This is a genomic window from Pseudomonas sp. 86_A (assembly GCF_017491705.1).
Lineage (GTDB): Bacteria > Pseudomonadota > Gammaproteobacteria > Pseudomonadales > Pseudomonadaceae > Aquipseudomonas > Aquipseudomonas koreensis.
Window position 1 is genome coordinate 1 of the sequence record NZ_JAFGYS010000005.1, and the last position, 24,169, is coordinate 24,169.

Sequence of the window (24,169 nt, forward strand, 5' to 3'; positions counted from 1 at the left end):
AAGTGAAACGATGCATCGCCGATGGTAGTGTGGGGTTTCCCCATGTGAGAGTAGGTCATCGTCAAGATTAAATTCCGAAACCCCAATTGCGAAAGCAGTTGGGGTTTTGTTTTGCCCGCAGGAAAGTGGGTTGCTTGATTTCTATGCAATCGCCCGGCTCATGGCTATTATTCGGGCCTCATTGTGAGGCGAGACCTGCATGCTGACGTTGTTGAATCTCTTGAAGGATGGTCGATTCCATTCTGGCCAGGCTCTGGGGCTTGCCCTGGGTATCAGTCGAAGCGCTGTATGGAAGCAGCTTCAGCATCTTGAGGCTGAGCTCGGGTTGTCCATTAATAAGGTCCGGGGCCGAGGCTATCAACTGGCCGCGCCCTTGACATTGCTCGATCCTCTCAGCATTGGCGCGATGGCCCCGGTTTGGCCGATGACGGTCTTTGATTCCATTGACTCCACTAATGCAGAGGCGTTGCGCGCGATCAATCAAGGTCGAGCGGCGCCGTTCCTGGTATTGGCAGAGCGACAAATTTCCGGTCGAGGGCGCAGGGGGCGCAAGTGGGTAAGCCCCTTTGCAGAAAATCTCTACTACAGCCTGGTTCTGCGTATTGATGGTGGCATGCGCCAGCTTGAGGGGCTGAGTCTTGTGGTTGGTCTGGCGGTCATGCATGCCCTGCGAAAGCTGGGAGTATCAGGCGCTGGATTGAAGTGGCCCAACGACGTATTGGTCGGAAACAAGAAAATTGCCGGTATTCTTCTGGAGCTCGTAGGGGATCCTGCTGATGTTTGTCACGTGGTGCTGGGTATAGGCGTTAACGTGAACATGCAGGTTGCTGATGAGGTCGATCAGCAATGGACTTCCATTCGGCTCGAGACGGGTAAAGGCTGCGATCGCAACGTATTGGTAGCAGAACTAAGCGAGCAGTTGCGCAGCTACATCCAGCGCCATCAGGTCGATGGCTTTTCGGCGCTCCAGGAGGAGTGGGAAAAGGATCATATGTGGCAAGGTCGGCCGGTTTCGTTGATTGCCGGCGCTAATCATATAGAGGGCGTAGTGCTCGGTATCGATGGACAGGGTGCGCTGCGCTTGAAGGTGGATGGCGTGGAGAAAGTATTTAGTGGCGGTGAGCTGAGCCTGAGGTTGCGTGATGATTCTTGAGCTCGACTGCGGGAACAGCTTTATCAAATGGCGGGTTTTGAACACGGCAGCCGGAGGGCTTTTCGCGGAGGGGGTTGTCGACTCTGATCAGTCTCTGGTGGATAGCCTTCTTGCGTTTGATGGTCTTTCGCTACGAAATTGCCGCTTGGTCAGTGTCAGGACTGGTGAAGAAACTGCGGCATTGACGCAAATTCTCGAACAGACGTTCGGCGTATCGGTGGTGTGTGCCAAGCCAGCAAGTGAAATGTCTGGCGTGCGGAATGGCTATGACGACTATGAGCGTTTAGGTCTTGATCGTTGGCTGGCAATGTTGGGTGGTTTTCACTTGGCCGCGGGCGCATGCCTGATTCTGGATTTCGGCACTGCCGTAACGGCGGACTTTATCGATGCCAATGGGGAGCACCTGGGAGGGTTCATCTGTCCGGGGTTGCCATTGATGCGTAATCAATTGCGCACGCACACTCGCAATATCCGATACGGAGATTTGGCGGCCGAGCGGGCTCTGACGAGTTATGCCCCGGGGCGCAGTACTGTTGAGGCAGTGGAGCGTGGGTGTTCGTTGATGTTGAGAGGTTTTGTCCTGACCCAGATGGAATTGGCTCGTTCCTATTGGGGAGAGGGCTTTACCGTCTTCATTACAGGCGGCGATTCCGGGTTGGTTGCAGATGTCGTCCCTGGTGCCCGTATCGTCCCTGATCTGGTTTTTGTGGGGTTGGCCATGGCGTGTCCTTTATCTTGAGGTTTGTATGCGTTGGTTGTTCCTGCTGCTTGTTGTTCTCAATGTGTTCTATTACGTCTGGCATCAGCAGGAAGCGCCCTTGCGTGCAAAAGATGTCACGCCTCTCAGCATGTACCGTGGATCTCAGCAAGACATTCGCCTGCTGAGTGAGGCCAGTGGCGATCCTCGAGAAGGGCGGGGGGCTCAACGCCCGGGGCAGGATTGTCTGTTCTTGGGTGGTCTGACTCGAGAGGAGAGTGTTTCTGCGTTGCAGCAGCGGCTGTTGGCCATGAATGTGAAGGCTCACGCACAGCAAAAGGATCTTCCAGAGCCCGGTTACTGGTTGCGCATTTCGCCCGAAAGCCAGCGTTTATTGGGGGATGCGCAGTTGCAGAACCTTTCCAACGAATTCAATGAGTTAAAACATAAAATAATGCTGTGTGAAGGGGTTGCACCGTTGGAATAGTTTGCATAGAATGGCGCCCGCTCCACAGCGAACACCTAAACAGGTTGTCAAAGCGGAGCAGTGTCAACGCAGCTAACCTCAGGTTTTTAATGAGAAAATGCTTGACAGAAGGTCGGCATAGTATAGAATGCCGGCTCGCTTAGGAGGGGTTCCCGAGCGGCCAAAGGGATCAGACTGTAAATCTGACGTCTACGACTTCGAAGGTTCGAATCCTTCCCCCTCCACCATTTTAGCGTGAGCTGCAAGCTCCGCGGGTATAGTTTAGTGGTAGAACCTCAGCCTTCCAAGCTGATGATGCGGGTTCGATTCCCGCTACCCGCTCCAAGTTTGCAGGTTGTGCAAAGTTTTACGCTCTTGTAGCTCAGTTGGTAGAGCACACCCTTGGTAAGGGTGAGGTCAGCGGTTCAAATCCGCTCAAGAGCTCCATATAACAAGGCAGATATGAAAATATCTGCCTTTGTTTTAATGGTAGATATTGTTCGTCTAATTCTTCTGTTGAGGGTGTTATCGATGGCTAAGGAAAAATTTGATCGTTCCCTGCCCCACGTCAACGTAGGGACCATTGGTCACGTTGACCACGGTAAAACCACTCTGACCGCTGCTCTGACTCGCGTCTGCTCCGAAGTTTTCGGTTCGGCCGTAGTTGAATTCGACAAGATCGACAGTGCTCCAGAAGAAAAAGCTCGCGGTATCACCATCAACACCGCTCACGTTGAGTACAACTCGCTGATCCGTCACTACGCTCACGTTGACTGCCCAGGTCACGCTGACTATGTGAAGAACATGATCACCGGTGCTGCTCAGATGGACGGCGCTATCCTGGTTTGCTCGGCCGCTGATGGTCCGATGCCACAAACCCGTGAGCACATCCTGCTGTCCCGTCAGGTAGGCGTTCCGTACATCGTGGTTTTCCTGAACAAGGCTGACCTGGTGGACGACGCAGAGCTGCTGGAACTGGTTGAGATGGAAGTTCGCGACCTGCTGTCCACCTATGACTTCCCAGGCGACGACACTCCGATCATCATCGGTTCGGCTCGTATGGCGCTGGAAGGCAAAGACGACAACGAGATGGGCACTACTGCCGTCAAGAAGCTGGTTGAAACTCTGGACAGCTACATCCCAGAACCAGTTCGTATGATCGACAAGCCATTCCTGATGCCAATCGAAGACGTATTCTCGATCTCGGGTCGCGGTACTGTTGTGACTGGTCGTATCGAGCGCGGTATCGTTCGCGTTCAAGATCCGCTGGAAATCGTTGGTCTGCGTGACACTACTGTCACCACCTGCACCGGTGTTGAAATGTTCCGCAAACTGCTCGACGAAGGTCGTGCTGGCGAGAACTGCGGCGTTCTGCTGCGTGGTACCAAGCGTGACGACGTTGAGCGTGGTCAGGTTCTGGTTAAGCCGGGTTCGGTTAAGCCGCACACCAAGTTTACCGCAGAAGTTTACGTTCTGAGCAAGGAAGAAGGCGGTCGTCACACTCCGTTCTTCAAAGGCTACCGTCCACAGTTCTACTTCCGTACAACTGACGTGACTGGTAACTGCGAGCTGCCAGAAGGCGTTGAAATGGTAATGCCAGGTGACAACATTCAGATGACTGTTACCCTGATCAAAACCATCGCGATGGAAGATGGTCTGCGTTTCGCTATTCGTGAAGGCGGTCGTACCGTCGGCGCTGGCGTCGTAGCTAAAATCATCGAATAATCGGTTGTAATGTATTTTTCAGGCCGGCATAATGGTCGGCCTGATTTTGTTTTAGGTCAGTAGCTCAATTGGCAGAGCGACGGTCTCCAAAACCGTAGGTTGGGGGTTCGATTCCCTCCTGACCTGCCAGATTCACTCGGTGTGTCTGGCTTTCTTTTCACAGGATCTTCATAGATGACTCCTAAAGCTGAAGCTCAAGGCTCTCGCTTCGATCTGCTCAAGTGGCTTGTAGTAGTCGCTTTGGTGGTTGTTGGCGTTGTTGGCAATCAGTATTACGCTGCTTCGCCGATCCTGTACCGCGTACTCGCTTTGCTTGTTATTGCTGCTGTAGCTGCCTTTGTAGGCCTGCAAACAGCGAAGGGCAAGTCTTTCTTTGTACTGGTTAAGGAAGCTCGCACCGAGATTCGTAAAGTCGTATGGCCAACTCGCCAAGAAACCACGCAGACCACGTTGATTGTTGTGGCTGTTGTTCTGGTTATGGCGTTGCTGTTGTGGGGTCTTGATTCCCTGCTCGGCTGGCTTGTTTCCTTGATTGTCGGCTAAGGGTGTCCCGTGGCTAAGCGTTGGTACGTTGTGCATGCTTACTCGGGTTACGAGAAGCATGTCATGCGCTCGCTGATTGAGCGCGTAAAGCTGGCTGGCATGGAAGATGGCTTCGGCGAAATTCTGGTTCCCACTGAAGAAGTGGTTGAAATGCGTAATGGCCAGAAACGCAAAAGCGAGCGCAAGTTCTTCCCAGGTTATGTGCTGGTACAGATGGATATGAACGAGGGTACTTGGCACTTGGTCAAGGATACTCCTCGGGTGATGGGCTTCATTGGCGGTACCGCCGACAAGCCTGCGCCAATTACCGATAAAGAGGCGGAAGCTATTCTGCGTCGTGTTGCTGATGGCAGCGACAAGCCGAAGCCGAAGACTCTGTTTGAGCCGGGTGAGATGGTTCGTGTTAATGACGGTCCATTCGCTGACTTTACCGGCACTGTCGAAGAAGTTAATTACGAAAAGAGTCGTGTCCAGGTGGCAGTTCTCATTTTCGGTCGCTCTACTCCGGTGGAGCTGGAGTTCAGTCAGGTCGAGAAGGTCTAACTGAGCAAGCATCCCAACCCCGCAGCCCTAGGCTGTGGGGTTTTGTCGTCACTGGGATAAACGCGCAAGTAACCGGGGAGCCTTTCGAGGCGTTAGAACCCGTAATTGGAGTGCCTCATGGCCAAGAAGATTACCGCTTACATCAAGCTGCAAGTGAAGGCCGCTCAGGCTAACCCAAGCCCACCTGTTGGTCCTGCTCTGGGTCAGCACGGCGTGAACATCATGGAATTCTGCAAGGCCTTCAACGCCCGTACTCAGGGTCTTGAAGCAGGTCTGCCGACTCCAGTGATCATCACTGTCTACAGCGACCGTAGCTTCACTTTCGAAACCAAATCCACCCCTGCTTCGGTTCTGCTGAAGAAGGCGGCCGGTCTGACCAGCGGTTCCGCTCGTCCGAACACCGTTAAGGTTGGCACTGTTACCCGTGCTCAGCTGGAAGAAATCGCGAAAACCAAAAACGCGGATCTGACTGCAGCTGATATGGATGCAGCCGTGCGTACTATCGCCGGTTCTGCTCGTAGCATGGGCCTTAACGTGGAGGGTGTGTAATGGCTAAGCTGACCAAGCGTCAAAAGGCTATCGCCGGCAAAATCGAAGCAGGCAAGGCCTACAACATTGTAGACGCCGCTGCTTTGCTGGCCGAGCTGTCGACTGTCAAGTTCAGCGAGTCGTTTGACGTTGCTGTAAACCTGGGCGTAGACCCGCGTAAATCCGACCAAGTCGTTCGTAGCGCTACTGTGCTGCCACACGGCACTGGCAAGACCGTTCGCGTTGCTGTCTTCACCCAGGGTCCAGCTGCTGAAGCCGCTCTGGCTGCCGGCGCTGACCGTGTAGGTATGGACGACCTGGCTGCCGAAATGAAAGGCGGCGACCTGAACTATGACGTAGTCATCGCATCCCCGGATGCCATGCGCGTTGTAGGTCAGTTGGGTCAGATCCTCGGTCCACGTGGCCTGATGCCTAACCCGAAAGTCGGCACCGTTACTCCAGACGTAGCCACCGCGGTTAAAAACGCCAAGGCTGGTCAGGTTCGTTATCGCACCGACAAAAACGGCATCATCCACACTTCCGTTGGCAAGATCGGCTTCGATGCCGTCAAGCTGAAGGAAAACGTTGAAGCCCTGATCGCTGATCTGAAGCGTATCAAGCCAGCTTCCTCGAAAGGTATCTACGTCAAGCGCGTTACCCTGAGCACCACTATGGGCCCAGGTCTGGTTATCGACCAGAGCTCGCTGGACGCGTAAGACAAGGTTGGCGCGATTATTCGCGCCAATTGAAAGATTGGGGTCCCTGCCTGGCGGGGGCTATCCAAGACCGTAGGCGGCGCAAGCCTTAAACCACAAGCCTACGCAGATGGTGCTCCCGGTTCCTTACCGAATCAGACACCAAAACGACATTCGGTTTCGACCGAGTGAAACGGTAACAAGCAGGAGTTAAACCCGTGGCAATTAATCTCGAAGACAAGAAGGCCATCGTCGCTGAAGTCAACGAGGCTGCCAAAGTCGCTCTGTCCGCTGTCGTGGTTGATGCCCGTGGCGTAACAGTAGGCGCAATGACCGGACTCCGTAAAGAGGCTCGTGAAGCTGGCGTTTACGTACGTGTTGTACGTAACACCCTGCTCAAGCGCGCTGTTGCTGACACTGAATACAGTGTTCTCAACGACGTGTTCACCGGCCCGACCCTGATTGCATTCTCGAACGAACATCCGGGCGCTGCTGCCCGTATCTTCAAAGAGTTTGCCAAGGGTCAGGATAAGTTCGAGATCAAGGCAGCTGCGTTCGAGGGCAAGTTCCTCGCAGCTAATCAGATCGACGTACTGGCAACTCTGCCGACCCGTGACGAAGCAATTTCTCAGCTGATGAGCGTGATTCAAGGCGCTACCAGCAAATTGGCTCGTACTCTGGCGGCAATTCGCGACCAGAAAGAAGCTGCTGCAGCCTAAGGCTCGTCAACTTCTCGCGTTTTTTGTTTATTTCGATGGTCGCGTAGGCCGTCCCCCAATTCAGGAATTGAGTCATGTCTCTGACTAACGAACAAATCATCGAAGCAATCGGCCAGAAATCCGTAGTGGAAATCGTTGAGCTGATCAAAGCGATGGAAGAAACCTTCGGTGTTACCGCTGCTGCCGCTTCGGCTGGTCCAGCTGCTGCTGCCGCTGTTGTTGAAGAGCAAACCGAGTTCAACGTTGTTCTGCTGGAAGCTGGCGAGAAGAAGGTTAACGTGATCAAGGCAGTTCGTGAACTGACCGGTCTGGGCCTGAAAGAAGCCAAAGAGAAAGTAGACGGCGCTCCTCAGGTTGTAGCTGAAGGCGTTTCGAAAGAAGCTGCTGAAGACGCTAAGAAGAAGCTGGAAGAAGCAGGCGCTAAAGTCGAACTGAAATAAGTATCGACTTTGCTCCTCCAGCCCGAGCGTCAAGCGACAGGCTGATGGCTGGTGGCTCTTGCCACCGGCCTTTTTCCGTTATTGGCAGCCGACTGGGTCGGTGCTGATAAAGGCGCTGTAACCACCCGATGCGGTGGCGCAAACCATGGGGTTTGCACGATTTTCTGGCTGCTCCCGTCGGGAGGGGCCAAACAAGCAGGTGACCAAGCTGGGGAACGCTGATGGCTTACTCATATACTGAGAAAAAACGTATCCGCAAGGACTTTAGCAAGTTGCCGGACGTCATGGATGTGCCGTACCTCCTGGCCATCCAGCTGGATTCGTATCGTGAATTCTTGCAAGCGGGAGCGACTAAAGATCAGTTCCGCGACGTGGGCCTGCATGCGGCCTTCAAATCCGTTTTCCCAATCATCAGCTACTCCGGCAATGCTGCGCTGGAGTACGTCGGTTATCGCCTGGGCGAACCGGCATTTGATGTCAAAGAATGCGTATTGCGCGGTGTAACTTTCGCCGTACCTTTGCGGGTAAAAGTGCGCCTGATCATTTTCGACAAAGAATCGTCGAACAAAGCGATCAAGGACATCAAAGAGCAAGAAGTCTACATGGGCGAAATCCCATTGATGACTGAGAACGGTACCTTCGTAATCAACGGTACCGAGCGTGTAATCGTTTCCCAGCTGCACCGTTCCCCGGGCGTGTTCTTCGACCACGACCGCGGCAAGACGCATAGCTCCGGCAAACTGCTGTACTCCGCGCGCATCATTCCTTACCGCGGTTCGTGGCTGGACTTCGAGTTCGACCCGAAAGACTGCGTATTCGTGCGTATCGACCGTCGTCGCAAGCTGCCGGCCTCGGTACTGCTGCGCGCGCTCGGTTACACCACTGAAGAAGTGCTGGACGCGTTCTACACCACAAACGTTTTCCACCTGAGCGGCGAAACCCTCAGCCTGGAACTGGTGCCTTCGCGCCTGCGTGGTGAAATTGCAGTTCTGGATATTCAGGACGAGAAGGGCAAGGTCATCGTTGAAGCTGGTCGCCGTATTACCGCGCGCCACATCAACCAGATCGAAAAAGCCGGTATCAAGACCCTGGAAGTGCCGCTGGACTACGTCCTGGGTCGCACCACCGCCAAGGTCATCGTGCATCCGGCCACCGGCGAAATCCTGGCAGAGTGCAACACCGAGCTGTCGACCGAAGTCCTGGCGAAAATCGCCAAGGCTGGCGTTGTTCGCATCGAAACCCTGTACACCAACGATATCGACTGCGGTCCGTTCGTCTCCGATACGCTGAAGATCGACTCCACCAGCAACCAATTGGAAGCGCTGGTCGAGATCTATCGCATGATGCGTCCAGGCGAGCCGCCAACCAAAGACGCTGCCGAAACCCTGTTCAACAACCTGTTCTTCAGCCCTGAGCGCTATGACCTGTCTGCGGTCGGCCGGATGAAGTTCAACCGTCGTATCGGTCGTACCGAGATCGAAGGTTCGGGCGTGCTGTGCAAGGAAGACATCGTCGCGGTACTGAAGACTCTGGTCGACATCCGTAACGGTAAAGGCATCGTCGATGACATCGACCACCTGGGTAACCGTCGTGTTCGCTGCGTAGGCGAGATGGCCGAGAACCAGTTCCGCGTTGGTCTGGTGCGTGTTGAGCGTGCGGTCAAAGAGCGTCTGTCGATGGCTGAAAGCGAAGGCCTGATGCCGCAAGACCTGATCAACGCCAAGCCAGTGGCTGCGGCGGTGAAAGAGTTCTTCGGTTCCAGCCAGCTCTCGCAGTTCATGGACCAGAACAACCCGCTGTCTGAGATTACCCACAAGCGTCGTGTGTCTGCACTCGGCCCTGGTGGTCTGACTCGTGAGCGCGCAGGCTTTGAAGTCCGTGACGTACACCCGACTCACTACGGTCGTGTATGCCCGATTGAAACGCCGGAAGGTCCGAACATCGGTCTGATCAACTCCCTGGCTGCTTACGCTCGCACCAACCAGTACGGCTTCCTGGAAAGCCCGTACCGTGTTGTGAAAGAGGGTGTGGTCACCGACGAGATCGTGTTCCTGTCCGCCATTGAAGAAGCCGATCACGTGATCGCGCAGGCTTCGGCGACCATGAACGACCAGAAAGTCCTGATCGACGAACTGGTAGCCGTACGTCACCTGAACGAATTCACCGTCAAGGCGCCTGAAGAAGTCACCTTGATGGACGTTTCGCCGAAGCAGGTAGTTTCGGTTGCAGCGTCGCTGATTCCGTTCCTCGAGCACGACGACGCCAACCGTGCGTTGATGGGTTCGAACATGCAGCGTCAAGCTGTACCAACCCTGCGCGCTGACAAGCCGCTGGTAGGTACCGGCATGGAGCGTAACGTGGCTCGCGACTCCGGCGTTTGCGTCGTGGCTCGTCGTGGCGGCGTGATCGACTCCGTTGATGCCAGCCGTATCGTGGTTCGTGTTGCTGATGACGAAGTTGAACCCGGCGAAGCGGGTGTCGACATCTACAACCTGACCAAGTACACCCGCTCGAACCAGAACACCTGCATCAACCAGCGTCCGCTGGTGAGCAAGGGTGATCGCGTTCAGCGTAGCGACATCATGGCCGACGGCCCGTCCACCGACATGGGTGAACTGGCGCTGGGTCAGAACATGCGCATCGCGTTCATGGCATGGAACGGCTTCAACTTCGAAGACTCCATCTGCCTGTCCGAGCGTGTGGTTCAGGAAGATCGTTTCACCACGATCCACATTCAGGAACTGACCTGTGTGGCCCGTGACACCAAGCTTGGCCCAGAGGAAATCACTGCGGACATCCCTAACGTGGGTGAAGCTGCACTGAACAAGCTGGACGAAGCCGGTATCGTTTACGTAGGTGCTGAAGTAGGCGCAGGCGACATCCTGGTGGGTAAGGTCACTCCGAAAGGCGAGACCCAACTGACTCCGGAAGAAAAACTGCTGCGTGCGATCTTCGGTGAAAAAGCCAGCGACGTTAAAGACACCTCCCTGCGCGTGCCAACCGGCACCAAAGGTACTGTCATCGACGTACAGGTCTTCACCCGCGACGGCGTTGAGCGTGACGCTCGTGCTCTGTCGATCGAGAAGTCCCAGCTGGACGAGATCCGCAAGGATCTGAACGAAGAGTTCCGTATCGTTGAAGGCGCGACCTTCGAACGTCTGCGCTCCGCTCTGGTAGGCCACAAGGCTGAAGGCGGTGCCGGTCTGAAGAAAGGTCAGGACATCACCGACGAAGTTCTCGACGGTCTTGAGCATGGTCAGTGGTTCAAACTGCGCATGGCTGAAGATGCGCTGAACGAGCAGCTCGAGAAGGCTCAGGCTTACATCGTTGATCGTCGCCGTCTGCTGGACGACAAGTTCGAAGACAAGAAGCGCAAACTGCAGCAGGGCGATGACCTGGCTCCAGGCGTGCTGAAAATCGTCAAGGTTTACCTGGCAATCCGTCGTCGCATCCAGCCGGGCGACAAGATGGCCGGTCGTCACGGTAACAAAGGTGTGGTCTCCGTGATCATGCCGGTTGAAGACATGCCGCACGATGCCAATGGCACCCCGGTCGATGTTGTCCTCAACCCGCTGGGCGTACCTTCGCGTATGAACGTTGGTCAGATCCTTGAGACCCACCTGGGCCTCGCGGCCAAAGGTCTGGGCGAGAAGATCAACCGGATGGTCGAAGAGCAGCGTAAAGTCGCTGAACTGCGCACCTTCCTGGACGAGATCTACAACCAGATCGGCGGTCGTAACGAAGATCTGGACAGCTTCTCCGATCAGGAAATCCTGGATCTGGCGAAGAACCTGCGTGGCGGTGTTCCAATGGCCACCCCAGTGTTCGACGGTGCCAAGGAAAGCGAAATCAAGGCCATGCTGAAACTGGCAGACCTGCCGGAAAGCGGCCAGATGCAGCTGACTGATGGCCGTACCGGCAACAAGTTCGAGCGTCCAGTTACCGTTGGCTACATGTACATGCTGAAGCTGAACCACTTGGTAGACGACAAGATGCACGCCCGTTCTACCGGTTCGTACAGCCTGGTTACCCAGCAGCCGCTGGGTGGTAAGGCGCAGTTCGGTGGTCAGCGTTTCGGGGAGATGGAGGTCTGGGCACTGGAAGCATACGGTGCTGCTTACACTCTGCAAGAAATGCTCACAGTGAAGTCGGACGATGTGAACGGCCGTACCAAGATGTACAAAAACATCGTGGATGGCGATCACCGTATGGAGCCGGGCATGCCCGAGTCTTTCAACGTGTTGATCAAGGAAATTCGTTCCCTCGGCATCGATATCGATCTGGAAACCGAATAACACGTGACGCGATCGAGAGCGGGGCAGGATTGCCCGCTCTCTGCTCCGCCAGGAGGAAAGGCCTTGAAAGACCTACTGAATTTGCTGAAAAACCAGGGTCAAGTCGAAGAGTTCGACGCCATCCGTATCGGATTGGCCTCGCCTGAGATGATCCGCTCGTGGTCGTTCGGTGAAGTTAAAAAGCCGGAAACCATCAACTACCGTACGTTCAAACCTGAGCGTGACGGTCTGTTCTGCGCCAAGATCTTTGGCCCGGTAAAGGATTACGAGTGCCTGTGCGGTAAGTACAAGCGCTTGAAGCACCGTGGTGTGATCTGCGAGAAGTGCGGCGTTGAAGTTGCACTGGCCAAGGTTCGTCGTGAGCGCATGGCGCACATCGAACTGGCTTCGCCGGTTGCCCACATCTGGTTCCTGAAATCGCTGCCGTCCCGTATCGGCCTGCTGATGGACATGACCCTGCGTGATATCGAGCGCGTTCTCTACTTCGAGAGCTATGTCGTTATCGATCCAGGCATGACTACCCTTGAAAAAGGTCAGCTGCTGAACGACGAGCAGTACTTCGAAGCACTGGAAGAGTTCGGTGACGACTTCGACGCCCGCATGGGTGCTGAAGCTGTCCGTGAACTGCTGCACGCTATCGACCTGGAGCACGAGATTGGCCGTCTGCGCGAAGAAATTCCGCAAACCAACTCCGAAACCAAGATCAAGAAGCTGTCCAAGCGTCTGAAGTTGATGGAAGCCTTCCAGGGCTCCGGCAACCTGCCAGAGTGGATGGTGCTGACCGTTCTGCCGGTTCTGCCGCCAGATCTGCGTCCACTGGTCCCGCTGGACGGCGGTCGTTTCGCGACTTCCGACCTCAACGATCTGTATCGTCGAGTGATCAACCGTAACAACCGTTTGAAGCGCCTGCTGGATCTGTCCGCTCCGGACATCATCGTGCGCAACGAAAAGCGTATGTTGCAGGAAGCGGTCGATGCACTGCTCGACAACGGTCGTCGTGGCCGCGCTATCACTGGTTCGAACAAGCGTCCTCTGAAATCCCTGGCTGACATGATCAAGGGTAAGCAGGGTCGTTTCCGTCAGAACTTGCTCGGTAAGCGTGTTGACTACTCCGGTCGTTCGGTAATTACCGTAGGCCCGACCCTGCGTCTGCACCAGTGCGGTCTGCCGAAGAAGATGGCTCTCGAGCTGTTCAAACCGTTCATTTTCGGCAAGCTGGAAATGCGTGGTCTGGCGACCACCATCAAAGCGGCCAAGAAAATGGTCGAGCGCGAACTGCCAGAGGTTTGGGATGTTCTCGCTGAAGTGATTCGCGAACACCCGGTTCTTCTCAACCGTGCACCGACCCTTCACCGTCTGGGTATCCAGGCGTTTGAACCGGTACTGATCGAAGGTAAGGCTATTCAGCTGCACCCGCTGGTCTGCGCCGCGTACAACGCCGACTTCGACGGCGACCAAATGGCCGTGCACGTACCGCTGACGCTGGAAGCCCAGCTCGAAGCGCGAGCGTTGATGATGTCGACCAACAACATTCTGTCGCCAGCCAACGGTGAGCCGATCATCGTTCCGTCGCAGGACGTTGTATTGGGTCTGTACTACATGACCCGTGAAGCGATCAACGCCAAAGGCGAAGGTCGTGTATTCGCGGATCTGCAGGAAGTTGACCGTGTGTTCCGTGCCGGCGAAGCCGCACTGCACGCCAAGGTTAAAGTACGTATCAACGAAACCGTCAACGACCGTGACGGCAACAGCGTGAGCGGTACCCGTATCGTCGACACCACCGTCGGCCGTGCGCTGCTGTTCCAGGTTGTGCCAAAAGGTCTGTCGTACGACGTCGTCAACCTGCCGATGAAGAAAAAGGCGATCTCCAAGCTGATCAACCAGTGCTACCGCGTGGTTGGTCTGAAAGAGACCGTGATCTTCGCTGACCAGTTGATGTACACCGGTTTCGCTTACTCGACCATCTCCGGCGTTTCCATCGGTGTTAACGACTTCGTTATCCCGGACGAAAAAGCCCGCATCATCGGTGCAGCCACCGACGAAGTGAAAGAGATCGAGAGCCAGTACGCCTCCGGCCTGGTAACCCAGGGCGAGAAGTACAACAAAGTGATCGACCTTTGGTCGAAAGCGAACGACGAAGTTTCCAAGGCGATGATGGCCAACCTCTCGAAAGAGAAAGTCATCGACCGTCACGGCAACGAAGTCGACCAAGAGTCTTTCAACTCGATGTACATGATGGCCGACTCGGGTGCGCGGGGTTCCGCAGCACAGATTCGTCAGCTGGCCGGTATGCGTGGTCTGATGGCCAAGCCGGACGGTTCCATCATTGAAACGCCGATTACTGCGAACTTCCGTGAAGGTCTGAGCGTACTCCAGTACTTCATCTCGACTCACGGTGCTCGTAAAGGTCTGGCGGATACCGCGTTGAAAACTGCGAACTCCGGTTACCTGACTCGTCGTCTGGTAGACGTGGCGCAGGATCTGGTTGTAACCGAGATCGATTGCGGCACCGAACACGGTCTGTTGATGACTCCGCACATTGAAGGCGGTGACGTTGTAGAACCGTTGGGTGAGCGCGTATTGGGTCGTGTTATTGCCCGTGACGTATTCAAGCCAGGCACCGAGGACGTCATCGTTCCTGCCGGTACTCTGGTAGACGAGAAGTGGGTCGAGTTCATCGAGCTGAACAGCATCGACGAAGTGATCGTGCGTTCGCCGATCAGCTGCGAAACCCGCTACGGCATTTGCGCCAAGTGCTACGGCCGTGACCTGGCTCGTGGTCACCAGGTGAACATCGGTGAAGCGGTCGGCGTTATCGCTGCCCAGTCCATCGGTGAGCCGGGTACCCAGCTGACGATGCGTACGTTCCACATCGGTGGTGCGGCAAGCCGTACGTCCGCAGCCGACAGCGTTCAGGTGAAGAATGGCGGTACCGTCCGTCTGCACAACCTGAAGCACGTTGAGCGTGTGGATGGCCACCTGGTTGCTGTTTCCCGTTCCGGTGAGCTGGCAATCGCTGATGACTTCGGTCGTGAGCGTGAGCGTTACAAGCTGCCGTACGGTGCCGTGATTTCGGTTAAAGAAGGTGACAAGGTCGACGCTGGCGCAATCGTGGCCAAGTGGGATCCGCACACTCACCCGATCGTTACTGAAATGAAAGGTACCGTGACCTACGTGGGCATGGAAGAAGGCATCACGATCAAGCGTCAGACTGACGAATTGACCGGTATGACCAACATTGAAGTACTCGACGCGAAAGATCGTCCAGCTGCCGGCAAGGAAATTCGTCCTGCAGTGAAGATGGTCGACGACAACGGCAAGGATCTGTTGCTGCCAGGCACTGACGTTATCGCTCAGTACTTCCTGCCAGCCAACGCCCTGGTCGGTGTTGCGGACGGTGCGAAGATTGCGATCGGTGATGTTATCGCTCGTATCCCGCAAGAAACTTCGAAGACTCGTGACATCACCGGTGGTCTGCCGCGTGTTGCTGACTTGTTCGAAGCTCGTCGTCCGAAAGAAGCGTCGATTCTGGCTGAAGTCAGCGGCACCATCGCGTTCGGTAAAGAGACCAAAGGCAAGCGCCGTCTGGTTATCACCCCGAACGACGGTAGCGATCCGTACGAAGAGCTGATTCCGAAGTGGCGTCACCTGAACGTGTTCGAAGGCGAACAGGTAAACCGCGGCGAAGTTATCTCCGACGGTCCAAGCGATCCGCACGACATCCTGCGTCTGCTGGGTGTGAGCGCGCTGGCCAAGTACATCGTGAACGAGATCCAGGACGTTTATCGTCTGCAAGGCGTGAAGATCAACGACAAGCACATCGAGACCATCCTGCGTCAGATGCTGCGTAAAGTTGAGATCTCCGAGTCCGGCGATTCCAGCTTCATCAAGGGCGACCAGATGGAACTGACTCACGTACTGGTAGAGAACGAGCGTCTGAGCGCGGAAGACAAGTTTGTCTCCAAGTTCACTCGCGTTCTGCTGGGTATCACCAAGGCGTCGTTGTCCACCGAATCGTTCATCTCGGCGGCTTCCTTCCAGGAAACCACCCGCGTACTGACCGAAGCGGCAGTCACCGGCAAGCGCGATTACCTGCGCGGCCTGAAAGAAAACGTGGTCGTGGGTCGTCTGATCCCGGCCGGTACCGGTCTGGCTTATCACAGCGAGCGCAAGCGTCGCCGTGATGCTGACAAACCGTTGCGCGTAAGCGCCAGTGAAGTGGAAGCTGCACTGACCGAAGCGCTGAACTCGAGCGGTAACTGAGTTCTGCGGTAAATGAGCTGAGGCCCTGATCGCTCCGTTCGTCGAATCGAGACAAATTGTCAAGGTTCGACGGGCGGGGAGGTCGGGGCCTTGCCTTGACTGGGGACAAGATCCTCTTTAGACTCTTGATCCCCTAAATTTGGCGGGAATCCGTTCCTGCCATTTTGCTTTTCTTGCAAGACAATAGCGTCGCAAGACAACAGTGGAGCTAGTAGATGGCAACTATCAACCAGCTGGTACGTCAGCCGCGTAAGCGTATCGTCGAGAAATCCGACGTGCCTGCGCTGCAGAACTGCCCGCAACGTCGTGGCGTGTGCACCCGTGTGTACACCACCACGCCGAAAAAACCTAACTCGGCACTGCGTAAAGTATGCCGTGTGCGTCTGACCAACGGTTTCGAGGTTTCCTCGTACATCGGTGGTGAAGGCCACAACCTGCAAGAGCACAGCGTGGTACTGATCCGCGGCGGTCGTGTAAAAGACTTGCCAGGTGTTCGTTACCACACCGTTCGCGGCTCCTTGGATACTTCCGGCGTTAAAGGCCGTAACCAGGGTCGTTCGAAGTACGGTACCAAGCGTCCGAAGTAATCGGCCGTTTTGCAGATTTTCATTTTATTGAGTCGATAAGAGTAAGGTCGGGCACGCATCCACTGGATCTGTCCCGAGCTAACCTGAAGACCGCTTGAGGGCTTATCATGCCAAGACGTCGCGTAGCAGCAAAGCGTGAGATTCTGGACGATCCGAAATACGGAAGCCAGATCCTCGCCAAATTCATGAACCACGTTATGGAAAGCGGCAAGAAAGCCGTTGCCGAGCGTATCGTTTATGGTGCCCTGGAAACCGTGAAGGCTCGTAAGGCCGGCACCGATCCCCTGGAACTCTTCGAAAAAGCACTCGACGCCATCGCTCCGCTGGTCGAAGTGAAGTCGCGCCGCGTTGGTGGTGCTACTTACCAGGTTCCGGTCGAGGTTCGTCCTTCCCGCCGTAACGCTCTGGCAATGCGCTGGTTGGTAGACTTCGCCCGTAAGCGTGGCGAGAAGTCTATGGCTCTGCGCTTGGCTGGCGAGCTGCTGGATGCTGCTGAAGGTAAAGGTGCTGCTGTTAAGAAGCGTGAAGACGTGCACCGTATGGCCGAAGCTAACAAAGCTTTCTCGCACTACCGCTTCTAATTTTAGCTTCACTAATTTTGCGAGGGCTTTATGGCTCGTACTACTCCGATTAGCCGCTACCGTAACATCGGTATCGTCGCTCACGTGGATGCTGGTAAAACCACCACCACCGAGCGCGTCCTTTTTTACACCGGCAAAAGTCACAAAATGGGCGAGGTGCATGACGGCGCCGCGACCACAGACTGGATGGTGCAGGAGCAGGAGCGTGGTATTACCATTACTTCTGCTGCTATTACCGCCTTCTGGAAAGGTTCCGAGAAGCAGTACCCGCACGAACACCGCTTCAACGTCATCGATACCCCGGGCCACGTAGACTTCACCATTGAAGTTGAACGTTCCCTGCGCGTACTCGACGGCGCTGTCGTTGTGTTCTGTGGTACTTCGGGCGTTGAGCCGCAGTCGGAAACCGTATGGCGTCAAGCCAACAAATACGGCGTTCCACGTCTTGTTTACGTAAACAAGATGGACCGTGCTGGTGCCAACTTCCTGCGCGTGATCGGTCAGATCAAACAGCGTCTGGGTCACACTCCGGTGCCGATCCAGCTGGCTATCGGTTCGGAAGATAACTTCCAGGGCCAGATCGACCTGATCAACATGCAGGCGGTTTACTGGAACGACTCTGACAAAGGTATGGTCCCTGTTCGCAAGGACATTCCTGCTGAGCTCCAAGAGCTGGCCGAAGAGTGGCGCAACAACATGGTTGAAGCTGCTGCTGAAGCCAACGAAGAGCTGATGAACAAGTACCTGGAAGGCGAAGAGCTGTCGATCGAAGAGATCAAAGCTGCTTTGCGTCAGCGTACTATCGCCGGCGAAATCGTTCTGGCTGTTTGCGGCTCTTCGTTCAAGAACAAGGGCGTTCCCCTGGTTCTCGACGCCGTTATCGACTTCCTGCCTGCTCCTACCGATATTCCTGCGATCAAGGGTTCCAACCCTGATAACGAGGAAGAGGAAATGGAGCGTCACGCAAGTGATGACGAGCCGTTTGCTGCTCTGGCGTTCAAAATCGCTACCGACCCATTCGTGGGCACCTTGACCTTCGTCCGTGTTTACTCGGGCGTGTTGAACTCCGGCGACGGCGTGATCAACTCGGTTAAAGGCAAGAAAGAGCGCGTGGGTCGTATGGTGCAAATGCACGCAAACGCCCGCGAAGAGATCAAGGAAGTACGCGCTGGCGACATCGCGGCCCTGATCGGCATGAAGGACGTCACCACTGGTGAAACCCTCTGCAACGCTGACAAGCCAATCATCCTGGTTCGTATGGACTTCCCGGAGCCGGTTATTTCGGTTGCCGTTGAGCCTAAGACCAAAGATGACCAGGAAAAAATGGGTATCGCTCTGGGCAAGCTGGCTCAGGAAGACCCGTCTTTCCGCGTTAAAACTGATGAAGAGACTGGTCAAACGATCATCTCCGGCATGGGCGAGCTGCACCTGGACATCCTGGTTGACCGGATGCGCCGTGAGTTCAACGTCGAAGCCAACATCGGTAAGCCTCAGGTTTCCTATCGTGAGCGCATCACGAAGAACTGCGAAATCGAAGGCAAGTTCGTTCGCCAGTCCGGCGGTCGTGGCCAGTTCGGTCACTGCTGGATTCGTTTTGCTCCTGCTGACGAAGGTCAGGAAGGTCTGCAATTCGTGAACGAAGTCGTAGGTGGTGTGGTTCCTAAGGAATACATCCCGGCTATCCAGAAGGGTATCGAAGAGCAGATGAAGAACGGCGTTGTTGCCGGCTATCCGCTGATCGGCCTGAAGGCTACCGTGTTCGATGGTTCTTACCACGACGTCGACTCCAACGAGATGGCGTTCAAGGTGGCTGCTTCCATGGCGACCAAGCAACTGGCCCAAAAGGGCGGTGGTGAGTTGCTCGAGCCGATCATGGCGGTAGAGGTTGTTACGCCTGAAGACTATATGGGTGATGTAATGGGCGACCTTAACCGTCGTCGCGGCATGATCCAGGGTATGGAAGACACAGTGTCCGGCAAGGTTATCCGTGCCGAAGTTCCACTGGGTGAGATGTTCGGTTATGCGACCGACGTTCGTTCCATGTCTCAGGGTCGCGCAAGCTACTCTATGGAATTCAAAAAATACGATACGGCTCCGTCGCACATCGTCGAATCCGTAACCAAAAAACAAGGCTGATTCAGCCCCTTTAGGCTAGGAGTTAATTGTCGTGGCTAAAGAAAAATTTGATCGTTCCCTACCGCACGTCAACGTTGGCACCATCGGTCACGTTGACCATGGTAAAACCACTCTGACCGCTGCTCTGACTCGCGTCTGCTCCGAAGTTTTCGGTTCGGCCGTAGTTGAATTCGACAAGATCGACAGCGCTCCAGAAGAAAAAGCTCGCGGTATCACCATCAACACCGCTCACGTTGAGTACAACTCGCTGATCCGTCACTACGCTCACGTTGACTGCCCAGGTCACGCTGACTATGTGAAGAACATGATCACCGGTGCTGCTCAGATGGACGGCGCTATCCTGGTTTGCTCGGCCGCTGATGGTCCGATGCCACAAACCCGTGAGCACATCCTGCTGTCCCGTCAGGTAGGCGTTCCGTACATCGTGGTTTTCCTGAACAAGGCTGACCTGGTAGACGACGCAGAGCTGCTGGAACTGGTTGAGATGGAAGTTCGCGACCTGCTGTCCACCTATGACTTCCCAGGCGACGACACTCCGATCATCATCGGTTCGGCTCGTATGGCGCTGGAAGGCAAAGACGACAACGAGATGGGCACTACTGCCGTCAAGAAACTGGTTGAAACTCTGGACAGCTACATCCCAGAACCAGTTCGTATGATCGACAAGCCATTCCTGATGCCAATCGAAGACGTATTCTCGATCTCGGGTCGCGGTACTGTTGTGACTGGTCGTATCGAGCGCGGTATCGTTCGCGTTCAAGATCCGCTGGAAATCGTTGGTCTGCGTGACACTACTGTCACCACCTGCACCGGTGTTGAAATGTTCCGCAAACTGCTCGACGAAGGTCGTGCTGGCGAGAACTGCGGCGTTCTGCTGCGTGGTACCAAGCGTGACGACGTTGAGCGTGGTCAGGTTCTGGTTAAGCCGGGTTCGGTTAAGCCGCACACCAAGTTCACCGCAGAAGTTTACGTTCTGAGCAAGGAAGAAGGCGGTCGTCACACTCCGTTCTTCAAAGGCTACCGTCCACAGTTCTACTTCCGTACAACTGACGTGACTGGTAACTGCGAGCTGCCAGAAGGCGTTGAAATGGTAATGCCAGGTGACAACATTCAGATGACTGTTACCCTGATCAAAACCATCGCGATGGAAGATGGTCTGCGTTTCGCTATTCGTGAAGGCGGTCGTACCGTCGGCGCTGGCGTCGTAGCCAAAATCATCGAGTAAGTCTCTTTTATAGAGTCAGCTTGATGGATTGGAAAAGCCCCCGCTCAGCGGGGGCTTTTTTATTGGGTTGACACCTATCTGGGGCGTCTATAGAATTGCGCCTCCTTTTAACGGGCGTATTGCGCCCGGTGGGAATAGCAGCCGGAGTCTGAAATCCAATGCAAAATCAGCAAATCCGTATCAGGTTGAAGGCTTTTGACCATCGCCTGATCGACCAATCAACCCAGGAAATCGTGGAAACCGCGAAACGTACTGGTGCTCAAGTGCGTGGTCCAATTCCACTGCCTACCCGTAAAGAGCGGTTCACCGTTCTGGTTTCCCCGCACGTCAACAAAGACGCGCGTGACCAGTACGAAATCCGCACTCATAAGCGTGTTCTGGATATCGTCCAGCCAACGGATAAAACCGTTGATGCGCTTATGAAGCTTGATCTTGCGGCCGGTGTGGAAGTGCAGATCAGCCTCGGCTAAGACTCGGTCTTAGTCGTGTAACGCTCTGAAATGGGCGGCCATAGCGGGTGAAAGCCCCGTACACTCATGAGGTTTACAACATGACTATTGGTGTAGTCGGTCGTAAATGCGGTATGACCCGTATTTTCACCGAAGAAGGTGTCTCCATTCCGGTCACGGTCATTGAGATCGAGCCGAATCGCGTCACCCAGTTCAAAACTGAAGAGACCGATGGCTATCGTGCAGTGCAAGTCACTGTCGGCGAGCGTCGTGCTTCGCGTGTAACAGCAGCTCAAGCTGGCCACTTCGCTAAAGCGAACGTTGCCGCTGGTCGCACCACCATGGAATTCCGTCTTGAAGAAGGCGAGTACCAGGCTGGCGATCTGATCAACGCTGAAATCTTCGCCGCTGGTCAACTGGTTGATGTAACCGGTCAGTCCAAGGGTAAAGGCTTCCAGGGTACGATCAAGCGTTGGAATTTCCGCGGGCAAGATAACACCCACGGTAACTCCGTATCCCACCGCGTCCCAGGCTCTATCGGCCAGTGCCAGACTCCTGGTCGTGTATTCAAGGGCAAAAAAATGTCCGGTCATATGGGCGCTGAGCGCGTGACCGTGCAGTCCCTGGAAGTAGTGCGCGTGGACGCTGAACGCAATCTGTTGTTGGTCAAGGGTGCTGTTCCTGGCGCTACTGGCGGCAACCTGGTTGTACGTCCAGCAGCCAAGGCTCGCGGTTAAGGGGAAGCTGACATGCAATTAAATGTAAATGACGCTCAAGCGATCGAAGTTTCCGAACTGACATTTGGCGGCGAGTTCAACGAGACGCTGGTTCACCAAGCAGTCGTGGCCTACATGGCCGGCGGCCGTCAAGGTAGCAAGCAGCAAAAGACCCGTTCCGACGTTCGTGGTGGCGGTAAGCGCCCATGGCGTCAGAAAGGTACTGGCCGTGCTCGTGCCGGTACTATCCGTAGCCCAATCTGGCGTGGCGGCGGTACCACTTTCGCAGCTCGTCCACAGGATCACTCCCAAAAGCTGAACAAGAAGATGTATCGCGCAGCAATGCGTTCCATCCTTGCTGAGCTGGTGCGTACTGATCGTCTGGTCGTGGTTCAGGATTTCGCTGTTGAAACTCCGAAAACCAAAGATCTGCTGGGCAAACTGAACAACATGAGCCTGACCGACGTTTTGATCGTGTCGGACGCTGTTGATCAGAACCTGTACCTGGCTGCTCGTAACCTGCCACACGTAGATGTACGTGACGTGCAAGGTTCCGATCCAGTTAGTCTGATCGCATACGACAAGGTGTTGATCACCGTGTCGGCCGTGAAGAAATTCGAGGAGCTGCTGGGATGAACCAGGAACGCGTATTTAAAGTTCTGCTTGGCCCGCACGTTTCCGAGAAGGCTACGGTTCTGGCAGACAAGAAAGGCCAGTTCGTTTTCAAGGTTGCTACTGATGCAACCAAGCTGGAAATCAAGAAGGCCGTCGAAAGCCTGTTCAGCGTGAAAGTAGAGCGCGTCACTACCCTGAACGTTCTGGGTAAGAGCAAGCGCACTGCTCGCGGTCTGGGCAAGCGTAATGACTGGAAGAAGGCAGTTATCTCCCTTCAGCCAGGCCAAGATCTCGATTTCAGCAGCAGTGCTGAGTAAGGAAGGGGTGCATCATGGCAATCGTTAAATGCAAACCGACTTCCCCTGGCCGCCGTTTTGTGGTCAAGGTGGTCAACCAGGAGCTGCATAAAGGCGCTCCTCACGCACCGCTGCTCGAGAAAAAATCGAAGACTGGTGGTCGTAACAACAATGGCCGTATTACCACTCGTCACATCGGTGGTGGTCATAAGCAGCATTATCGTATGGTCGATTTCCGTCGCAACGACAAAGATGGCATCGTCGCCACTGTCGAGCGTATTGAATACGATCCAAACCGTACTGCTCACATCGCACTGCTCTGCTACGCAGACGGCGAGCGCCGCTACATCATCGCCCCTAAAGGCGTGAGTGCTGGCGACCAGCTGATCGCAGGCGCTCTGGCTCCAATCAAGCCAGGCAACGCTCTGCAACTGCGCAACATTCCAGTCGGTTCTACCGTACACGGCATCGAACTGAAGCCAGGTAAAGGCGCACAGATCGCTCGTTCCGCTGGTGCTTCGGCTCAGCTGATCGCTCGTGAAGGCGTGTACGTTACCCTGCGTCTGCGTTCCGGTGAAATGCGTAAAGTCCTGGCTGAATGCCGTGCGACCCTGGGCGAAGTCTCGAACTCCGAGCACAGCCTGCGTTCGCTGGGTAAAGCTGGTGCCAAGCGCTGGCGTGGCGTTCGCCCAACCGTTCGTGGTGTTGCCATGAACCCGGTTGACCACCCACATGGTGGTGGTGAAGGTCGTACCTCTGGTGGTCGTCATCCGGTATCGCCATGGGGCTTCCCGACTAAGGGCGCGAAGACTCGTGGTAATAAGCGTACCGACAAAATGATCGTCCGTCGTCGCAAGTAAATAGAGGGATACGACAGTGCCACGTTCTCTGAAAAAAGGTCCTTTTATTGATCTTCACCTACTGAAGAAGATCGAAGTGGCGGCGGAAAAGAACGATCGCAAACCAATTAAGACTTGGTCGCGTCGTTCGATGATCCTGCCACAAATGGTCGGTCTGACCATCGCAGTACACAACGGCCGTCAGCACGTCCCAGTTCTCGTGAACGAAGACATGGTTGGCCATAAACTGGGCGAGTTCGCCGGTACCCGCACTTATCGTGGGCACGTGGCTGACAAGAAAGCCAAGCGTTAAGGGGTAAGGAAATGGAAGTAGCCGCTAAGTTGTCGGGCGCTCGAATCTCCGCCCAGAAAGCCCGCTTGGTCGCCGACCAGATCCGCGGGAAGAAGGTGGGCGAAGCGCTCAACCTGTTGGCTTTCAGCAGTAAGAAAGCCGCCGAGATCATGAAGAAAGTGCTGGAGTCGGCCGTAGCCAACGCCGAGCATAACGAAGGCGCGGACGTTGATGACCTGAAGGTCAGCACCGTTTTCGTCAACGAAGGGCGTTCGCTGAAGCGCATCATGCCACGTGCCAAAGGCCGTGCTGATCGCATCGTCAAGCGGTCTTGCCATATCACTGTCAAGGTTGCTGACAAGTAAC

The 24,169-nt window shown here is 55.2% G+C and carries 23 protein-coding genes and 4 tRNA genes; all 27 read left to right on the plus strand.

Annotated elements, in window-relative coordinates:
* The first annotated feature begins 199 nt into the window (after positions 1-199).
* The 27 genes from birA (at position 200) to rplV (ending at position 24,168) form a co-directional block, all read left to right on the plus strand.
* Positions 200-1,153, plus strand: coding sequence for a bifunctional biotin--[acetyl-CoA-carboxylase] ligase/biotin operon repressor BirA (birA, locus tag J5M57_RS08875; protein ID WP_169843215.1), 954 nt, complete (start codon positions 200-202; stop codon positions 1,151-1,153).
* Positions 1,143-1,892, plus strand: coding sequence for a pantothenate kinase (locus J5M57_RS08880; protein ID WP_064589467.1), 750 nt, complete (start codon positions 1,143-1,145; stop codon positions 1,890-1,892). The genes birA and J5M57_RS08880 overlap by 11 nt, the downstream gene beginning before the upstream one ends.
* A 7-nt stretch (positions 1,893-1,899) precedes the next feature.
* Positions 1,900-2,337: a hypothetical protein gene (locus J5M57_RS08885; protein WP_169843217.1), complete on the plus strand. Its 438-nt coding sequence runs from the start codon at positions 1,900-1,902 to the stop codon at positions 2,335-2,337.
* A 142-nt stretch (positions 2,338-2,479) separates the two neighbouring features.
* Positions 2,480-2,564, plus strand: a tRNA-Tyr gene (locus J5M57_RS08890).
* Between the two features lie 23 nt (positions 2,565-2,587).
* Positions 2,588-2,661: transfer RNA gene (locus tag J5M57_RS08895), tRNA-Gly, on the plus strand.
* Positions 2,662-2,687: 26 nt separating this feature from the next.
* Positions 2,688-2,763: transfer RNA gene (locus tag J5M57_RS08900), tRNA-Thr, on the plus strand.
* A gap of 84 nt (positions 2,764-2,847) precedes the next feature.
* Positions 2,848-4,041: an elongation factor Tu gene (gene tuf / locus J5M57_RS08905; protein WP_095122212.1), complete on the plus strand. Its 1,194-nt coding sequence runs from the start codon at positions 2,848-2,850 to the stop codon at positions 4,039-4,041.
* A gap of 53 nt (positions 4,042-4,094) precedes the next feature.
* Positions 4,095-4,170, plus strand: a tRNA-Trp gene (locus J5M57_RS08910).
* Positions 4,171-4,215: 45 nt separating this feature from the next.
* Complete coding sequence (gene secE / locus J5M57_RS08915) at positions 4,216-4,584, plus strand: preprotein translocase subunit SecE (RefSeq protein ID WP_064589465.1); 369 nt, start codon at positions 4,216-4,218, stop codon at positions 4,582-4,584.
* A gap of 9 nt (positions 4,585-4,593) precedes the next feature.
* Positions 4,594-5,127: a transcription termination/antitermination protein NusG gene (gene nusG / locus J5M57_RS08920; protein WP_064589464.1), complete on the plus strand. Its 534-nt coding sequence runs from the start codon at positions 4,594-4,596 to the stop codon at positions 5,125-5,127.
* A gap of 117 nt (positions 5,128-5,244) precedes the next feature.
* A complete protein-coding gene (gene rplK / locus J5M57_RS08925; protein WP_003228756.1) occupies positions 5,245-5,676 on the plus strand; it encodes a 50S ribosomal protein L11 in 432 nt (143 codons plus the stop codon).
* Positions 5,676-6,371 (plus strand): 50S ribosomal protein L1, encoded by a 696-nt coding sequence (gene rplA / locus J5M57_RS08930; RefSeq protein WP_003228754.1) that lies wholly within the window; start codon positions 5,676-5,678, stop codon positions 6,369-6,371. Before rplK ends, rplA begins: the two co-directional genes overlap by 1 nt.
* A 197-nt stretch (positions 6,372-6,568) precedes the next feature.
* Complete coding sequence (gene rplJ, locus J5M57_RS08935) at positions 6,569-7,069, plus strand: 50S ribosomal protein L10 (protein WP_003228752.1); 501 nt, start codon at positions 6,569-6,571, stop codon at positions 7,067-7,069.
* A 74-nt stretch (positions 7,070-7,143) separates the two neighbouring features.
* Positions 7,144-7,509, plus strand: a complete 366-nt coding sequence (rplL, locus tag J5M57_RS08940) for a 50S ribosomal protein L7/L12 (RefSeq protein WP_003228750.1) — start codon at positions 7,144-7,146, stop codon at positions 7,507-7,509.
* Between the two features lie 221 nt (positions 7,510-7,730).
* The gene (gene rpoB, locus J5M57_RS08945; RefSeq protein WP_169843218.1) at positions 7,731-11,804 is read left to right on the plus strand and encodes a DNA-directed RNA polymerase subunit beta; all 4,074 of its coding nucleotides are present in this window, start codon (positions 7,731-7,733) and stop codon (positions 11,802-11,804) included.
* 63 nt (positions 11,805-11,867) lie between these two features.
* Positions 11,868-16,067, plus strand: a complete 4,200-nt coding sequence (gene rpoC / locus J5M57_RS08950) for a DNA-directed RNA polymerase subunit beta' (protein WP_003228747.1) — start codon at positions 11,868-11,870, stop codon at positions 16,065-16,067.
* A 215-nt stretch (positions 16,068-16,282) separates the two neighbouring features.
* Positions 16,283-16,654: a 30S ribosomal protein S12 gene (rpsL, locus tag J5M57_RS08955; protein WP_003186084.1), complete on the plus strand. Its 372-nt coding sequence runs from the start codon at positions 16,283-16,285 to the stop codon at positions 16,652-16,654.
* Between the two features lie 107 nt (positions 16,655-16,761).
* On the plus strand, positions 16,762-17,235 hold the full coding sequence (gene rpsG / locus J5M57_RS08960; RefSeq protein ID WP_003228745.1) for a 30S ribosomal protein S7: 474 nt from the start codon (positions 16,762-16,764) through the stop codon (positions 17,233-17,235).
* A gap of 30 nt (positions 17,236-17,265) precedes the next feature.
* On the plus strand, positions 17,266-19,371 hold the full coding sequence (gene fusA / locus J5M57_RS08965) for an elongation factor G (RefSeq protein ID WP_064589462.1): 2,106 nt from the start codon (positions 17,266-17,268) through the stop codon (positions 19,369-19,371).
* A 31-nt stretch (positions 19,372-19,402) separates the two neighbouring features.
* Entirely contained in the window at positions 19,403-20,596 is a 1,194-nt protein-coding gene (gene tuf / locus J5M57_RS08970) for an elongation factor Tu (protein WP_095122212.1), read from the plus strand.
* 158 nt (positions 20,597-20,754) lie between these two features.
* On the plus strand, positions 20,755-21,066 hold the full coding sequence (gene rpsJ, locus J5M57_RS08975) for a 30S ribosomal protein S10 (protein ID WP_003186070.1): 312 nt from the start codon (positions 20,755-20,757) through the stop codon (positions 21,064-21,066).
* 80 nt (positions 21,067-21,146) lie between these two features.
* A complete protein-coding gene (rplC, locus tag J5M57_RS08980; protein WP_003228738.1) occupies positions 21,147-21,782 on the plus strand; it encodes a 50S ribosomal protein L3 in 636 nt (211 codons plus the stop codon).
* A 12-nt stretch (positions 21,783-21,794) separates the two neighbouring features.
* The gene (gene rplD / locus J5M57_RS08985) at positions 21,795-22,397 is read left to right on the plus strand and encodes a 50S ribosomal protein L4 (protein ID WP_003228735.1); all 603 of its coding nucleotides are present in this window, start codon (positions 21,795-21,797) and stop codon (positions 22,395-22,397) included.
* Positions 22,394-22,693 (plus strand): 50S ribosomal protein L23, encoded by a 300-nt coding sequence (gene rplW / locus J5M57_RS08990; protein ID WP_002555488.1) that lies wholly within the window; start codon positions 22,394-22,396, stop codon positions 22,691-22,693. The genes rplD and rplW overlap by 4 nt, the downstream gene beginning before the upstream one ends.
* Positions 22,694-22,707: 14 nt before the next feature.
* Complete coding sequence (gene rplB, locus J5M57_RS08995) at positions 22,708-23,532, plus strand: 50S ribosomal protein L2 (protein ID WP_003228734.1); 825 nt, start codon at positions 22,708-22,710, stop codon at positions 23,530-23,532.
* Positions 23,533-23,548: 16 nt separating this feature from the next.
* Complete coding sequence (gene rpsS / locus J5M57_RS09000; RefSeq protein WP_003228731.1) at positions 23,549-23,824, plus strand: 30S ribosomal protein S19; 276 nt, start codon at positions 23,549-23,551, stop codon at positions 23,822-23,824.
* 11 nt (positions 23,825-23,835) lie between these two features.
* Positions 23,836-24,168, plus strand: coding sequence for a 50S ribosomal protein L22 (gene rplV / locus J5M57_RS09005; RefSeq protein WP_003103908.1), 333 nt, complete (start codon positions 23,836-23,838; stop codon positions 24,166-24,168).
* Position 24,169 lies beyond the last annotated feature (1 nt).

What these genes read in the sequence shown, in the direction of transcription:
- birA (WP_169843215.1), top strand. Translation starts at nt 200, where the DNA reads ATGCTGACGTTGTTGAATCTCTTGAAGGATGGTCGATTCCATTCTGGC.
- J5M57_RS08880 (WP_064589467.1), top strand. Translation starts at nt 1,143, where the DNA reads ATGATTCTTGAGCTCGACTGCGGGAACAGCTTTATCAAATGGCGGGTT.
- J5M57_RS08885 (WP_169843217.1), top strand. Translation starts at nt 1,900, where the DNA reads ATGCGTTGGTTGTTCCTGCTGCTTGTTGTTCTCAATGTGTTCTATTAC.
- tuf (WP_095122212.1), top strand. Translation starts at nt 2,848, where the DNA reads ATGGCTAAGGAAAAATTTGATCGTTCCCTGCCCCACGTCAACGTAGGG.
- secE (WP_064589465.1), top strand. Translation starts at nt 4,216, where the DNA reads ATGACTCCTAAAGCTGAAGCTCAAGGCTCTCGCTTCGATCTGCTCAAG.
- rplK (WP_003228756.1), top strand. Translation starts at nt 5,245, where the DNA reads ATGGCCAAGAAGATTACCGCTTACATCAAGCTGCAAGTGAAGGCCGCT.
- rplA (WP_003228754.1), top strand. Translation starts at nt 5,676, where the DNA reads ATGGCTAAGCTGACCAAGCGTCAAAAGGCTATCGCCGGCAAAATCGAA.
- rplL (WP_003228750.1), top strand. Translation starts at nt 7,144, where the DNA reads ATGTCTCTGACTAACGAACAAATCATCGAAGCAATCGGCCAGAAATCC.
- rpoB (WP_169843218.1), top strand. Translation starts at nt 7,731, where the DNA reads ATGGCTTACTCATATACTGAGAAAAAACGTATCCGCAAGGACTTTAGC.
- rpsL (WP_003186084.1), top strand. Translation starts at nt 16,283, where the DNA reads ATGGCAACTATCAACCAGCTGGTACGTCAGCCGCGTAAGCGTATCGTC.
- rpsG (WP_003228745.1), top strand. Translation starts at nt 16,762, where the DNA reads ATGCCAAGACGTCGCGTAGCAGCAAAGCGTGAGATTCTGGACGATCCG.
- fusA (WP_064589462.1), top strand. Translation starts at nt 17,266, where the DNA reads ATGGCTCGTACTACTCCGATTAGCCGCTACCGTAACATCGGTATCGTC.
- rpsJ (WP_003186070.1), top strand. Translation starts at nt 20,755, where the DNA reads ATGCAAAATCAGCAAATCCGTATCAGGTTGAAGGCTTTTGACCATCGC.
- rplC (WP_003228738.1), top strand. Translation starts at nt 21,147, where the DNA reads ATGACTATTGGTGTAGTCGGTCGTAAATGCGGTATGACCCGTATTTTC.
- rplD (WP_003228735.1), top strand. Translation starts at nt 21,795, where the DNA reads ATGCAATTAAATGTAAATGACGCTCAAGCGATCGAAGTTTCCGAACTG.
- rplW (WP_002555488.1), top strand. Translation starts at nt 22,394, where the DNA reads ATGAACCAGGAACGCGTATTTAAAGTTCTGCTTGGCCCGCACGTTTCC.
- rplB (WP_003228734.1), top strand. Translation starts at nt 22,708, where the DNA reads ATGGCAATCGTTAAATGCAAACCGACTTCCCCTGGCCGCCGTTTTGTG.
- rplV (WP_003103908.1), top strand. Translation starts at nt 23,836, where the DNA reads ATGGAAGTAGCCGCTAAGTTGTCGGGCGCTCGAATCTCCGCCCAGAAA.